The sequence below is a fragment of the Roseinatronobacter domitianus genome (genome assembly GCF_023336755.1).
GTDB lineage: Bacteria > Pseudomonadota > Alphaproteobacteria > Rhodobacterales > Rhodobacteraceae > Roseinatronobacter > Roseinatronobacter domitianus.
On record NZ_JALZWP010000030.1, the window covers coordinates 1 to 13,890 of the forward strand.

Annotated in this window: 14 protein-coding genes, 2 tRNA genes and 1 pseudogene; 7 read left to right on the top strand and 10 right to left on the bottom strand. The window is 61.1% G+C overall.

All coding sequences use genetic code 11. The features are described from left to right. Positions 1-175: transposase (locus M3N55_RS15955; RefSeq protein WP_249060881.1), on the top strand; the 175-nt coding region annotated here is incomplete at its 5' end. Between the two features lie 518 nt (positions 176-693). Here the strand turns inward: M3N55_RS15955 and M3N55_RS15960 are convergent. Continuing rightward, positions 694-783, bottom strand: a tRNA-Ser gene (locus tag M3N55_RS15960). Between the two features lie 125 nt (positions 784-908). On the opposite strand from M3N55_RS15960, the gene M3N55_RS15965 reads away from it, so the two are divergent. The 3 genes from M3N55_RS15965 to M3N55_RS15975 all read left to right on the top strand — a co-directional run bounded on the left by M3N55_RS15965 (position 909) and on the right by M3N55_RS15975 (position 3,139). After that, complete coding sequence (locus M3N55_RS15965) at positions 909-1,811, top strand: DMT family transporter (protein ID WP_249060868.1); 903 nt, start codon at positions 909-911, stop codon at positions 1,809-1,811. 12 nt (positions 1,812-1,823) lie between these two features. Continuing rightward, positions 1,824-2,489 (top strand): SOS response-associated peptidase, encoded by a 666-nt coding sequence (locus M3N55_RS15970; protein ID WP_249060869.1) that lies wholly within the window; start codon positions 1,824-1,826, stop codon positions 2,487-2,489. 77 nt (positions 2,490-2,566) lie between these two features. Continuing rightward, positions 2,567-3,139, top strand: coding sequence for a hypothetical protein (locus M3N55_RS15975; RefSeq protein ID WP_249060870.1), 573 nt, complete (start codon positions 2,567-2,569; stop codon positions 3,137-3,139). Positions 3,140-3,175: 36 nt separating this feature from the next. On the opposite strand, the gene pgi is transcribed toward M3N55_RS15975, so the two are convergent. The 5 genes from pgi to M3N55_RS16000 all read right to left on the bottom strand — a co-directional run bounded on the left by pgi (position 3,176) and on the right by M3N55_RS16000 (position 8,894). Further along, positions 3,176-4,786 carry a glucose-6-phosphate isomerase gene (pgi, locus tag M3N55_RS15980; RefSeq protein ID WP_249060871.1) on the bottom strand — a complete coding sequence of 537 codons (1,611 nt, stop codon included), beginning with the start codon at positions 4,784-4,786 and terminating at the stop codon, positions 3,176-3,178. 75 nt (positions 4,787-4,861) lie between these two features. Beyond that, entirely contained in the window at positions 4,862-5,533 is a 672-nt protein-coding gene (pgl, locus tag M3N55_RS15985) for a 6-phosphogluconolactonase (RefSeq protein WP_249060872.1), read from the bottom strand. Continuing rightward, entirely contained in the window at positions 5,533-6,978 is a 1,446-nt protein-coding gene (zwf, locus tag M3N55_RS15990; RefSeq protein WP_249060873.1) for a glucose-6-phosphate dehydrogenase, read from the bottom strand. The genes pgl and zwf overlap by 1 nt, the downstream gene beginning before the upstream one ends. A gap of 86 nt (positions 6,979-7,064) precedes the next feature. Beyond that, positions 7,065-7,649 carry an HNH endonuclease gene (locus M3N55_RS15995; RefSeq protein WP_249060874.1) on the bottom strand — a complete coding sequence of 195 codons (585 nt, stop codon included), beginning with the start codon at positions 7,647-7,649 and terminating at the stop codon, positions 7,065-7,067. Positions 7,650-7,856: 207 nt separating this feature from the next. Continuing rightward, positions 7,857-8,894 carry a LacI family DNA-binding transcriptional regulator gene (locus M3N55_RS16000; protein ID WP_249060875.1) on the bottom strand — a complete coding sequence of 346 codons (1,038 nt, stop codon included), beginning with the start codon at positions 8,892-8,894 and terminating at the stop codon, positions 7,857-7,859. 108 nt (positions 8,895-9,002) lie between these two features. Between M3N55_RS16000 and M3N55_RS16005 the strand changes: the two genes are divergently transcribed. The 3 genes from M3N55_RS16005 to M3N55_RS16015 all read left to right on the top strand — a co-directional run bounded on the left by M3N55_RS16005 (position 9,003) and on the right by M3N55_RS16015 (position 10,949). Then, positions 9,003-9,079 (top strand) — tRNA-Arg (locus tag M3N55_RS16005). A 155-nt stretch (positions 9,080-9,234) separates the two neighbouring features. Beyond that, complete coding sequence (locus tag M3N55_RS16010) at positions 9,235-10,098, top strand: hypothetical protein (RefSeq protein WP_249060876.1); 864 nt, start codon at positions 9,235-9,237, stop codon at positions 10,096-10,098. Positions 10,099-10,373: 275 nt separating this feature from the next. Next, positions 10,374-10,949 (top strand): helix-turn-helix domain-containing protein, encoded by a 576-nt coding sequence (locus M3N55_RS16015; protein WP_249060877.1) that lies wholly within the window; start codon positions 10,374-10,376, stop codon positions 10,947-10,949. Here the strand turns inward: M3N55_RS16015 and M3N55_RS16020 are convergent. The 4 genes and pseudogenes from M3N55_RS16020 to M3N55_RS16035 all read right to left on the bottom strand — a co-directional run. After that, positions 10,946-12,271, bottom strand: coding sequence for a type II toxin-antitoxin system HipA family toxin (locus M3N55_RS16020; protein ID WP_249060878.1), 1,326 nt, complete (start codon positions 12,269-12,271; stop codon positions 10,946-10,948). The two genes, M3N55_RS16015 and M3N55_RS16020, sit on opposite strands and share 4 nt — an antisense overlap. A gap of 1 nt (position 12,272) precedes the next feature. After that, positions 12,273-12,521, bottom strand: a complete 249-nt coding sequence (locus tag M3N55_RS16025; protein WP_249060879.1) for a helix-turn-helix domain-containing protein — start codon at positions 12,519-12,521, stop codon at positions 12,273-12,275. Positions 12,522-12,750: 229 nt separating this feature from the next. Then, the gene (locus M3N55_RS16030) at positions 12,751-13,746 is read right to left on the bottom strand and encodes a hypothetical protein (protein WP_249060880.1); all 996 of its coding nucleotides are present in this window, start codon (positions 13,744-13,746) and stop codon (positions 12,751-12,753) included. Positions 13,747-13,776: 30 nt separating this feature from the next. Then, positions 13,777-13,890 (bottom strand): annotated as a pseudogene (locus M3N55_RS16035) (IS5/IS1182 family transposase); the annotation flags it as partial.

Consider the following 13,890-nt stretch of genomic DNA (forward strand, 5'->3'; position numbering starts at 1 on the left):
TGTCGAGCGCTACAACCGGACGGTTCGGCATGAATGGCTGGACCAATACATCATCGAAAGCATCGAGGAGGCACAGGATCAAGCCACGAAATGGCTATGGACTTACAACAACGACCGTCCCAACATGAGCATCGGCGGCATCACACCCGCCATGAAATTGAAAATGGCCGCGTAAATTCTACGGATGCACCCTGTTAAAAATGGGGAGATTACCTATCCTTGGTCTTGGGTTATCTCCTCGATCGGTAGGTCAGGTCTGCAACCCAATCGGTACCGGAGAACGTCCATGGCCGCCTGGCAACTAACACGGGCTTCGCCTGAGCTACGCAAGGTTCCACTTAGCCCGTGCTAACGCAAGAATTACACCACGCCCGGGGACACCAGTATGCGCTGGAATAAAAAGCAACCATCCCTTTTGATACTTGAAAGATGGTTCGACACCAGCCGCAATTGGTCGAATGGAACTGGGATCGAAGTGAACTTTCGATCTTGTTTTTTCTACTTTGAAATCAAAGTAATATAAGCTGAACACCAAATTGGCGCAGGCAACAGGTCCAGAGAATATCGGCCTGAGAGACCGCTTGGGGGCCTCCTGGTACAGAGCTCGGTGAACAGCCGAACCCGCATAACCCCCGAAAACAACAAGAAAATCCGGCCGTAGCCGGATCGGGAGAACGCTTTCGCGAGGGCAAGTGGCGGATGGGGTGGGATTCGAACCCACGGTAGGCTTTCACCTACGCTGGTTTTCAAGACCAGAGCCTTAAACCACTCGGCCACCCATCCGTCTGCGCGGTGCTAGCGCGACTGCGCAGCCGGTGCAAGATGTGTTGCGCGGGTTTTGGCTGGACAAGCGGGTTATGCGCAGGCATCCCTGCACATGTGAAGCATAGACCCAAGGATACTGCCCCATGCCTACCGCTCCGACCCTTGGCAACTGGATCGGCCTTTATGCGCTGGGCCTGATCTGGGGCGCTTCGTTTCTGGGTGTGGCACTGGCGCTTGATGGCTTCGGCCCGGTCAGCATTGCGGCGGGGCGGATTGCCCTTGGCGCGGTCACTCTGGGGGCTGTGGCGTTGATTGCTCGCATTCCCCTGCCGCGCGATCCGGTGATCTGGGCCTTTACCGCCGCCATGGCCATCTTGTCGAACGCGCTGCCATTCTTCCTGTTGGGCTGGTCGCAACAGCATGTTACATCTGGCTTTGCGGGCATCACCATGGCCGCGATCCCGCTTTTCGTGATCGGTTTGGCGCATGCCTTCGTGCCGGGCGAGCGGTTGACGCGGGCCAAGGCCATGGGCTTCGCCATCGGGCTTGTTGGCGTGGCGGTGCTGATCGGTCCGGGGGTGCTGACCACGACAGGCTCGGCGCTGGAAAGCCTGGCGCGGTTTGGGTGCCTTGCCGCCTCGCTCAGCTATGCCGTGGGGGCGATCGTGACACGGCGTTGCCCACAGGTGCATCCTGTCGCGTTCGGGGTGATGGCGCTTGGCATTGCCAGCCTTGTCATGGTGCCGCTGGCGCTGATGGTCGAGGGCGTGCCTGCAAACCCGGCTCCGGTCGCGTGGGGGGCATTGATTTACCTCGGCCTGCTGCCCACGGGTCTTGCAACGCTTATTCTGGTCGGGATCATCCGCAGCGCGGGGCCAAGCTTTCTGTCGCAGGTCAATTACCATGTGCCAGTCTGGTCTGTAATCCTTGGCGTTGTCATCCTGTCCGAAGACTTGCCCGGCCGCTTCATTCTGGCGCTTGTCATCATAATCGGCGGGTTGATGTATAGCCGCCGCAAGCCGGTTCAGACCGCGCCCGCATCGTGATAAGCTGCCGCCATGTGCGGACGTTTTGCCCTGACCCAACCCGATGACGCGGTCGCGCGCTTGTTTGACGCGCGACTGGCCAATGACAGCGCCACGGCGCATGGCCAGAATATCTGCCCGACACAACCGGTTCTGACCATTCTCAGCCGGGGCGGCCAACGCCATGCCGGGCCTATGCGCTGGGGGTTCGTGCCGCATTGGTATGGCTCCGAAACCGATGGCCCGCTTCTGATAAACGCCCGCGCCGAAACCATCGCGCACAAGCCGGCCTTCGCAAAAGCGGTGCGGTCGCGGCGCTGCCTGATCCCGGCTTCGGGGTTCTTTGAATGGACCAAAGATGCAAAGGGCGCGCGCCTGCCATGGTATATCTACCCGTCGCAGGGCGGGCCGCTGGCCTTTGCCGGGGTTTGGCAAGTCTGGCAACACGCGGAAACCAAGCGTGCCACCTGTGCCATCGTGACCTGTGCGGCCAATACCACGCTGGCGCATGTCCATCACCGGATGCCGGTTATCCTTGCGCCGCAGGATTGGCCCAAATGGCTGGGCGAAGCCGGGCCGGGGGCCGCGCCGCTGATGCGCCCTGCCCCCGAAAACAGCTTGTCTTTGCACCGCGTCGGACCCGCAATCAACTCCAACCGTGCAAACGGGCCGGGGCTGATCGACCCGCTAACGGTGTGACTGGCAAAAAACGGACTCGTCACCGCGCCTGCTTTCACCCTATGCTGGCAACAGACATTGACCCCGGAGGCCATTCCATGCGCGCCATCTTCCTGACACTGCCCGCGATCCTAGCCCTCACCGCCTGCATAGAGGTCGACATGAATGTCGAGATCTTGGGCGAGGACGAAGCCCGCGTCACCGGCTACATGCAGATACAACGCCAGATGTATGAGATGTCGGGACAAGATGCGTCCTTCTGCGATGCCGAAGATGGCGGCACCTTCGTTCTGACCGACACCCATGCCCGCTGCCAGATCGACAAGACGGGCAGCTTCGCAGAAATCATGGATGATGGCGGCGCGGACGGCCCGCAGGACATGCAGGCCCAGCTTGTCCATCTGGACAGCAACCGCGTGCGCGCGTTGCTGCCGCTGTCTGCCCTGTCTGGCCAGATGGAAGATATGGCCAGCGACCCGCAAGCCATGGCCATGGCGCGGCAAATGATGGCAGGGCTGTCGATCGGTTTTTCGGTGAGCGGGGACAGCATTGAAAGCACGACCGGCACCATGTCAGACGATGGTAAAACCGCGACAGTCACACTCGGGCTGGACGACTTGCTTGCCCCCGGCACTCCGCTTCAGGATTTCGAAACGATTGTCCGGTATTAAGCGGGTCGCGCCCCGGCTTTAAGCCGGGGCCTCCTCTCAGACGCCCTTCGCGCGCAGATAGCCAACCAGCGCTTGGGTGGATCCGTCCTTGTCAGACGCCTCTGCGCCGTCCAGAACAGGCCCCAGCGCGGTGGCCAACTCCTTGCCAAGTTCAACCCCCCATTGGTCGAAAGAATTGATCCCCAAAATCACGCCTTCCACGAAGACGCGGTGCTCATACAAGGCCACGATCTGCCCCAGCGTAAAGGGCGTCAGCTTGGGGTAAAGCAACATGGTCGAAGGGCGGTTGCCGGGGAACACCCGGTGGCGCGCCTGACGGTCCAGTTCCGCCCCCTCCAGCCCTTTGGTCGCCATGATGGTGCGCGCTTGCTCAAGGCTGCGGCCTTTCATCAAGGCTTCTGCCTGCGCCAGACAATTCGCGGCCAATAGCCGGTGCTGATGCGCCAGATCAGGCTCATGCCCTTGGGCGGCCAGCAAAAATTCGCACGGGACCACCCGTGTGCCCTGATGGATCAACTGGTAAAATGCGTGTTGGCCATTCGTGCCCGGCTCGCCCCAGACGACCGGGCCGGAATGACGACCAAGGTCTTCGCCATCCATGCCCACGCGCTTGCCGTTACTCTCCATCTCCAACTGTTGCAGATAGGCGGGCAGCCGCGACAGTCGCTGATCGTAAGGCAGCACCGCACGGGTGGCATGGCCGCAAATCTGGTTATGCCAAATGCCGACCAGCGCCAGCATCACCGGCATGTTTGCGGCAAAGGGCGCTTCGACGAAATGCGCGTCCATCGCGCGCGCGCCCGCCAGGAAACGCTCGAACCGGACTGCGCCAATCGCGATCATCAGGCCCAGCCCAATCGGCCCCCACATGGAATACCGCCCGCCGACCCAATCGGCAAAGCCGAACACCCGCTCAGACGCAATGCCGAATGCGGCGGTCTTGTCGGCGGCGGTAGACACGGCGGCGAATTGCGCGGCGGGGTCCGTGACCTTTTCGGCCATCCACGCGCGCGCGGTCTCGGCATTGGTCATCGTCTCTATGGTGGTGAATGTTTTTGATGCCACGATCACCAGCGTCGTGGCCGGGTCCAGCCGTTCCAGCGTGTCGCCAATATGCGCGCCGTCCACGTTCGAAACATAGTGCAGCCGTGGCCCGTCATGGAACGGCTCCAGCGCCAGCGTGGCCATGGCCGGGCCAAGGTCCGACCCGCCAATCCCGATATTAACCACATCGGTAATCCGCCCGCCCTGCCCCTGATATGCGCCAGAGCGCACCGCCTCGGCAAAAGCATAGGCCCGCGCGCGCGTTTCGCGCAGCGCCGGCATGACATCCGCGCCATCGACCTCGATCACCGCCGCCTCGTCGGCGCGCTGCGCGATATGCAGCACTGCGCGCCCCTCGGTCTCGTTGATCGTCTCACCCGTAAACATGGCGTCGCGCTTTTCGGCCAAACCCTGCGCATCAGCAAGCCCCACCAACAGCTCACGGCATTTGGCATCAATATTCGTCTTGGAATAATCCAGCAGCATTTCGCCTGCACGAATGCTGAACTTCTGCGCCCGATCCGGATCGCCCTCGAACAGCTCCAGCATATGCCGCGTGTCGCTGGCGCGCTGGTGCTTGGCCAGATCGTTCCATGTGCTCATTGTGTTCGTCCCTCGCCTGATTTCATCTTGCCCCAAATACTCAAAACGGGCGCAAAGCGCCCGCCTTTATAGGCACTATTCGGCCCAATGCACCTGCGCATAATCCAGCATCGCGGCAATCGGGGCCTGTTCCGGCGGCAGCTTTCGCGCGCGCTCCAGCGCCGCGCGCTTCTCGGTGCCGGTTATCAACACATGCACCCGCAGCGCCGCGCGCAGCACCGGCAGCGTCAGCGTGATGCGTGGCTCGCCCGCCGCCTCGGCCCGGAGCGCCATCAAAGGCGGCGCATCGCTCGCCATGGCCTGTGCCAGTTTGTCGGCACCGGGAAACAGGCTTGCCGTGTGCATATCCGCGCCCATGCCCAATAGCAGCACCGATATCGGCAAATGCGGACGAATACCGTCCGACAGCGCATCCAGCGCCTCCTCTGGCCGGGGTGCGCGGGCATAAAGCGGCACCAGCGTGGCGTCAGCCGCACGTCCGGTCAGCAGGCGACGACGCAGCAGCGCGGTATTCGAGCGCGGGTTATCTTCCGGCACCCAGCGTTCGTCGTTCAACAGCACGGCAACGCGGGACCAATCCAGATCGGCACCCGACAACGTGTCGAAAACCGGCCCCGGCGTGGTCCCTCCCGGCACTGAAAGCGTCGCGCGGTCAGCCCCGCGCAACGTTTCGCCAAGTTCCGATGCGATCCGCTGCGCGACCCGCAGCATCATCATATCGCGGTCTGGGTATTCGTGGAATTCCATCACTTGATCTCCCGCCAGCGGCGCCCATCGCGGTGCATCAGCATCATAGAACCTTCCGGCCCGGTTGATCCCGGCTCATAGGGTTCGGGCACATCACCACGTTCGTCCATCATCTCCAGAACCGGGTCAACCCAGCCCCAGGCGGCTTCCACCTCGTCGCCACGCATGAAAAGCGTCTGATTGCCCCGGATCACATCCATAATCAGCCGCTCATAAGCATCGGGAATGTCCAGATCGTCGCCCAGCGCCTCGGCAAAGCTCATATCAAGGGCCACGTCTTTCAGGCGCATCCCGCCCGGTCCCGGTTCCTTAATCATCACGCGCAGATCCATGCCCTCATCGGGTTGCAGACGGATCACCAGCATATTCGCGCGCCACTGATTGCTTTCGCCGAAAATAGAATGCGGCGGTTCCTTGAAGGTTACAGAAATCTCGGACGTGCGCGCGCGCAGGCGCTTGCCGGTGCGCAGGTAAAACGGCGTGCCCTTCCAGCGCCAGTTCGAGACATGCAGCTTCATGGCCACGAAACTCTCGGTCCGGCTGTCGGGGTTTCCGGCCTCTGTCAGGTAATCGTCACCATCCTTGCCGCGATATTGCCCGCGCACCACCTCTGCCGGTGCCAGCGGGTCCAGCGCGCGGATCACCTTCAGCTTTTCGTCGCGCATGGCGTCCGGCTCGAAGCAATTCGGCGGTTCCATGGCGATCAGGCACAAAAGCTGCATCATGTGGTTCTGCACCATGTCGCGGATCGCGCCAGAGGTGTCATAATATTCGCCACGGCCGCCCACGCCCACGGTTTCGGCAACCGTGATCTGCACATGGTCAATGTATTGCGCGTTCCACAAGGGTTCGAACAGGATATTGGCAAAGCGCACCGCCATCAGGTTCTGGACCGTTTCTTTGCCCAAATAGTGATCGATCCGGTAAATCTGATCTTCATGGAAATAGCTGGCAAGGCTTTCATTCAGCCTCCGCGCGGTGGACAGGTTTTTGCCGAAGGGCTTTTCCACCACGATTCGGCTATCACGGTCGGCAATGCCGCGTTCCTTCAACCGCTGGGCCAGATCGCCGAACAAGGCCGGCGCGACAGAGAAGTAAAAGGCCCGAACCATGCCGGCGCGCATGAAGCCAGCCAGTTCCGGCCAGCCCGCATCGCCGCGCGCGTCGATCGTCACATATCCCAACATGCCCAGGAAACTGGCGACGGTTTCGGGCAGCAACTCTGCCTTGGGCAAGAATTCTTCCAGCGCCGCACGCACCAGTTCACGGAACCCATCGGCATCCAGATCGCTGCGCGCTGCACCCACGATCTGGCTACCCTCGGGGATCTGCCCTTCTTTCCAGCGCCGATACAGCCCCGGCAAGATCTTGCGCCGGGCCAGATCGCCCGTTGCCCCGAATATGACCAGATCGAAACAATCGACCGGAATAACGCGTGCGACCATGTCACAACCTCCGCGATGTTAGCGCTAGCAACGCTTTATCCCGTCAAAGCCGGGCCTGTCCAGTGCCAGCATCGGCGCGCAGAGGGTTATGCGTCAAGTTCAGTGTCCCAATACAGGTAATCCAGCCAGCTTTCATGCAGGTGGTTCGGCGGAAACCTGCGTCCCAGATTGCGCAACAGCTCTGCATCCGGGCGGCGCGGGGTCTGGCGCAGCTTCATCCCCGACAAGCGCAGCGTCTTCGAGCCTTTGCGCAAATTACAAGGCGCGCAGGCCGCAACCACGTTTTCCCAGCTTGTCACGCCCCCCAATTTGCGCGGCACGACATGGTCAAAGGTCAGATCATGGCGCGATCCACAATACTGGCAGGCAAATTCATCACGCAGGAACAGGTTGAAGCGGGTGAACGCCACGCGTTTGCGCGGTTTGACGAATTCGCGCAGCACCACAACCGATGGCACCTGAATTTCCATCCGCTGGCTGCGCACCACCTCGTCGTAATGCGCCAGAATATCGACCCGGTCCAGAAACACGGCCTTGATCGCGTCCTGCCATGGCCACAGCGACAGCGGATAATACGACAAAGGCCGGTAATCGGCATTCAAGACAAGCGCAGGAAACTGCTTCAACGCCACCGGTTCGCGGACAAATTCTGTCCTGAAATCACCATCCATGGGTGCCACCCTTCCACTGGCGGCCCCTGGGGCGATGCGCGCCCCGTCGGGGCCTGCGTCATGCTGCGCAGAACATGACCTTTCAGTCACTATATCTGGGGCAAACGATCTGACAAGCGATTAGCGCGCACCAGATGTCGCAGTGTCTGGGTTAGCCCAGAAAAGCGACAGCCCCGTGACATTGCGGAGGATCAGGATGGTTTCGGTCTATGCCGGGCGGCGAATGGTGTCGCCGAGGTCAAGGATCGGGTCGAGCTCGATGCGCTGCGATCCGATCAAACCGTCCGTGGGTTTGCCCGCAACGATCTGAGCGGCGCGCAGCCCGATCGCGCGGCGGTTGGCATCGGTGGTGGCCAGCTTAAGGCGCAGCCCGTCCAGCAATTCCAGCCCGTTGAACCCCGCTAGCCCAAGCGTGCCGGGCACATCCAAGCCCTGATCCAGACAGTGAAGCAGCCCCCCTGCCCCGATCATGTCATTGGAGTAATACAGAAAATCCAGGTCCGGCGTGCGCTTCAACATAGCTTCTGTCATCTCGCGGCCCTTGGCCAAGGACGACCCGCCCGCGTAATCCTCGGTATCGGCCAGGGACAGCCCGGCCTCGGCCAATGCCTCTGTGAAGCCTTCCAGACGTTTGCGCGCGCGGAAATCGTCGGGAACCTTGGTGCCAAGGAACCCGATTCGTCGGTAACCGGCCTGCAAGATGGCTTGCGCCATGTCACGCCCGGCGCGGCGATGCGAGATGCCGACCACCGAATCAATCGCCTCGCCGTCGATATCCATTATCTCGACAATGGGAATACCGGCATTGGCCAGCATGGCGCGCGCAGCGTCGGTATGTTCCAGCCCTGCCACAATCACGCCAGAGGGCCGCCAAGAGAGCATTTCGTAGATCACGTTCTCCTCGCGCTCTGCCTGGTAATCGGTCGCGCCGAAAACAGGTTGCAGCCCGGTGTCTTCCAGCCCTGACGAAATGCCGCGCAGAACTTCGGGAAAGACCATATTCGCAAGCGACGGGATGATGACTCCGACAAGGTTCACCCGCTGCGAGGCCAACGCCCCCGCGATCTTGTTGGGCACATAGCCCAGCTTTTTGGCCGCAGCGAGCACCTTGTCGCGCGTTGCAGGCGAAACATCATCGCGGTTGCGCAAGACACGGCTGACGGTCATTTCGCTGACGCCACTGGCCTCGGAGACATCGCGCAAGGTCAGGGGACGGGCGGCTTGAGGGGGCAGATATGGGGGCAAACGCGTGATCCTGTGCAAACGAGGGAAGTTGCATGTTAGCGCCCTGCAATGCGCGCGCCAAGACACCACTTGCACCCATGCGCCCGGCTTGGCACAAGCAACTTGGACGGCCCCGTGGCTCAACTGGATAGAGCAGCCCCCTCCTAAGGGGCAGGTTGCAGGTTCGAATCCTGCCGGGGTCACCAGAAAACCCAATAAAATATGGCTTTTTGTCAGGGGCTTGCAGATGCCGCTGCAGAAACGCCCGTTTGATTCCCGGGGAAATCTGGGGCGGCAGACAGGATTTCTGTACAAAACCTGTACAAGTTGAGGCCCGTTTAGGCCCTCGTGGGGCGCGGCAATGAGCTGGCGCGTTGCAAACGAATGCGCCGAACGCCGCTTCGGCAGCGCCGCGCGCAAACAGATCATCATGTTCCTGGCCGACAAGGCGAGCGATGACGGCTCGGGTATCTGGTGCTCCAAAGGCACGATCCAACGGCACACAGAGCTTGGCGAAAGTACCGTGAAGCGGACGATCAGCGATTTCCTGAAAGAGGGTATTCTGATCGAGACCGGACGCCGCCCCTGCAAGAACGGTTTCACGGTAATTCACCGCATCGTTCTGGCTCGCGTAATGGCGTTGGAATCGATGGCGGAACCCGATGAAGGGACGGGGTCCACAGTGGACCCCGTCCAGCCTGAACCCGGTACGGGGTCCACCATGGACGGGGTACGGGGTCCACGGTGGACCCCAAACCACCCTAAAACCATCCATAAACCGCCTACGCGCAAGCGTGCGGAGGCGGCGGCGGTTGAGGATGAAAGGTTTGAGAAGATCTGGGCGGCCTATCCGAAGGACCGCCAGCGCGGGAAGGCTGCATGTCTGGCCCGGATCGCAGAGGCCGTGAAAGAGGGCGTTGACCCCGACCACCTGCTGCGCGCCGTGAAGGCCTACGCCGCCGAGAGCGAGGGCTTCACGAGGTCCAAGGTCTGTTTCTCGGACAACTGGTTCGCTGACCGCCGCTGGCAGCGGTTCCTCGATACGTTGGCCGAGGAACAGCGGGCGCAGACCACCCTTACCGCCGACCACCACGCACGGCTGGCTGCATGGGTGCGCGACCGCAACCCGATGTGCAAACACATCACCGCGCCGCAGGTGACGGCGCTGCTGGCGGCTGGGCTCGTGACCGACGGCCAGCTGCGCGCGGCAGGGCTAGCAGGATGAGAGCCGCGTTTTCCGCAGAATGTGCCGCGCATCGCGTCCCGTGCATCGCGCTCACCGTTCCGTGCGCCGTGTCCCGAGTTCCCTGCGTCGTGTTCTCTGCATCGCGTCTTGTGCGTCGTGCTGCGCGCATCGCGTTTCCCGCCCCGCGTCTCCTGCACCCCGTCCGGCGCAGCAAACCCACCGAAACGGACTCCAAGCCCCCGATCCGCCTCCGCTGACGCTGGGAGGCGGGGGGCTTGGAGGAAGTTGGCAAGAAATAGGAACGTAAACTTCACATGCGCCACCATTACAAACTGACCGACGACGAACGCCGCCAGATCATCGAGGCCCGCGCCGAGGGCACACCAGCCACCGCTCTGGCCCGCCGTTTCGGCGTCTCGACTCGGACGATCTACAACACGCTGAGCCGGGCCAAAGGCGCGCGACCTGCACTGACCAGAACAATCAGCACCCGCCTGAGCACGCGCCAGCTGGCGGGGTTTCAGGCCGCGCTGGCTCGTCGCGGCATCACCGACCAACCTGCCGCCTTGCGCCGCCTTATGGGGGCGGCTGACATCCTGCTGTGCCCGGTGGATCAGGTTGTACTGGACCATCTGCAAGCCTGGGGCGCGCAGGTCGCCACCGAAGGCGCTGCGGTCAACCACATCGCCCGCAAGCTGAACGAGGCCAAACTGCGCGGCCGCGCGCTGCCCTTCACCGATGACGACATGACCACGATCCGCGCCTTCGCCGGGGGATTGGTCGAATTCGCCGAAGAGTTCCGCATCCTGTGGGAGGCACAACTGGCCGCGAAGACACGCGAGGTCGACAAGGCGCTGGAGGGGTTAACCGCAAAAGCACCGGAACCCTAAAGCAGGTCCCGCATCTGCGCCGCCCGCTGCATCGCATCGCTTGCGATCGGCTCGCTGACGGTCGCCGGGACCTGATCGCCTACCGCCAGAAGCGTGCGCTCCAGCGCGGGGCCCAGCCGATCCGCCATCTCCTGCAACAACTCCAAAGCACGGCCCTTGGGCAGACCCGCCGCGCGCCCCTCGGCCTCGAAATGGCGCGGCACGATCTCGTCGATGCCGTAATGGCCATCGATCGACATGGCGAGGCGGTAGCGCTTGCGCTGCAAGCGTCCGGCGCGGACGACCGGGGCGACGCTCAGAATGTCATAGAGGGGCGCGAGCGTGAACCTCGCCCGACGGCCCAGACGCAGGCTGAAGTTCTTGGCATGCCCGTCCGAGGCCCCGATCAGGAAGAAGAAGATCTGCGCCCGGAATAACGTCTCCCGGTCCTCGATGGGCGTGTCGGACTCCCGCAAAAGCTCCATGATCTGCGCGACGCCGGGGCCGCCCAGCATCTGGTATTTCATGGCAGAAGGGTAGCCCAGCGACTGGCAGATATCTTCTTGCGGCAGGCGTTTCAGGGTGTCGCCCTGCCAGATGCGGTCGAAACGCTCGACCGAGAGCACGACCTGTCCGGGAAGGGTAAGCTTCTCGACATGCGCAACGGGAAGGTTGATTTCGCGTGCCAAGGTCATGCAGAATAACTCGTTCTCGACGCTGTCGCTCAGGTCGATCTGCTCGGGGCCGGGAATGAGGCCCATGGGCGTCTTGAAGATATGGCTGGTCGGCGTGATGCCCCGCGGCTTGGCCCACTGTCCGTCGATCCGCAGGTAGGCCGTCTTCTCCTGCGCGCCGGCGATGGAAATCCGGAAATCCTCGTCTTCACCCAGGGCGAGGGGTGCTGTGGCGAGGTTCTTCAAGTCAGCGACCATCTCCTCTTCCGAAATGACGCGATACTGCATGTCCTGTTCAAACGGGGCCTCGTCCACAGGCAGGAATTGCAGCGCGCCGACACAGTCGCGCCCCAGCACGGACAGCAGAGAGAACACATCCTTGCCCTGTGCGCCTACGCGCGCGGCGATCTTTTCGCGCAGTTCGCCTTCGGCATCGGGGAGGAGGTTGTCGAAAGCGGCGACAACCGGATCGCCCTGCCATTTGAGCTTGGTCAGCGGCAGGGCACTGGCAACCGGAAAAGCGGCCTCGGAGGCGAGCCAGTCAGGATCATAGATGAAAGCTATGGCACCATCGGTTGCGCGGGTCAGCGTGCCCACCCGCGCCCTTTCGTACCAGACGGCGGTCTTGCTTTGGCGTGTGCGGCGGCCCGCTCGGGCGATACGAGCCATCTCAGGGCTGCCCCGACTCAGCTATGCGATCCGTCGCGGACAGTTCCGCACCGAGGGCTTCCAAGAGGCGCAGATAGACGTCAAGGCTGACAGAAACGACGCCGTTCTCGATGTCGGAAATGGTGGATTGAGCCGTTCCCGTCATCTCGCCAAGCTGCTTCTGGCTGATCTTCCGTGCCGTGCGCCGCGCCTTTAGCACGGCCCCGGCTTGGCGCAGGCTTCGGATGGGGTATGCGGGCAGGGTATCCATGGCATTTTGATAGCTCAAGGACGATAGTTTGTCAATATAGCGTGAGAGCTATATAGTGTTTTAATGGCCCTTGGGCTATGAGTGCCGGGGCAAGGGCTTACGCCCTAGATTCATGGATCCCTCAGCATGCCTCAAAGATGAAAACGTCACAAAGGGCAGGACGTGTGAATTCGCTGCACATGCAAAACTGTTTGATCGAGCAACGTAAAGCGGACGTTGGAGCAGCTGTTCATTTTGAAAACGGAAGCCAAAAGCTTGGGTCCAAAATTGACTTCGCCTTTCGCTTTCCGAATAAGGCTTCGCTTAGTTCGCGCGTGAGGTTTCTATCCACGTCTGAGTCTGAAAAGCTCTTCCACGCGCCCTCAACCATAGCCGTCGTGCTGTCTTGGGCAGCGTTCTGGAAGTCTTTGAGCTTCGAGTAACCCATACCAACGAAAATACGAAGTGCATCACTGTGTCTTCCTTCCAGCGCAGGAACAAGAATATGTCGCAGAACGTTGTCTTTCTCAGCCTGCATTATTCGATCCCCGCGTTGTGCGACGTTCGAGATCAGTTTGGGGCATAGAACCATCGCATGTGCCAAAGATGTCGCTGAAACGTTGGAGATTCCTTCGCGCAGAGATCGCCAAACATCCTCATGGTAGCTTTTGTCGAGCGCGAGCAAAAGGGTATCCAGGGCGCCATCGGCAGCCTCAATTTCGCACTCGCCGGACAATACGCGTTTCACTGCGTTGACGAATGGCTTTCTGAAAACGCCTGCATCGAGCTGGCAGCCCGAGGCATCCAATTTCTCTAGGAGCATGACTGCGGTGTGATCCATCTCCTCAATGTGCCCCTGCCAAGCTTGTTGTTCGACAGCTCCTAGAAGGTCGTCAAGGTGTTCATGCAGCGTTTTCCACAGACCACCCGTGGCATGTGAAAGGGATATAAAATCACGGGGTATGTCATCAAGCGTTAACTTTTTGATCTCGGGGACCTTCATCCTGGGAGCATATTTCGCCAGTGCATCGACAAAAACTTCTTCTTCGAGCAAGTCACGCAGATAAGGGATGTGCGAGAGCAAGCCACTCAGATTGAGGTATGGAGGAGTGTCACTGCTAAACATCTCGACGACAATTTGTGCGACTGCCAAATGTTCCCGATGAGCTTTACCGTACTCAATCCAACGCGTTGCACTAGTTGCTGCGACCGCCTTGTGTGCTATCAGTTTTACTTGGCTATCCAATAGTTCTCCCGAACCATCTAGGGTCAGGATTCATAACCAGTATATGACGACGGCTGCGAGCGCGATGGCCGAGAGGAAGACCTTGGGACACCTGTCGTAGCGGGTTGCCACGCGCCTCCAGTCTTTGAGCCTGCCGAACATAAT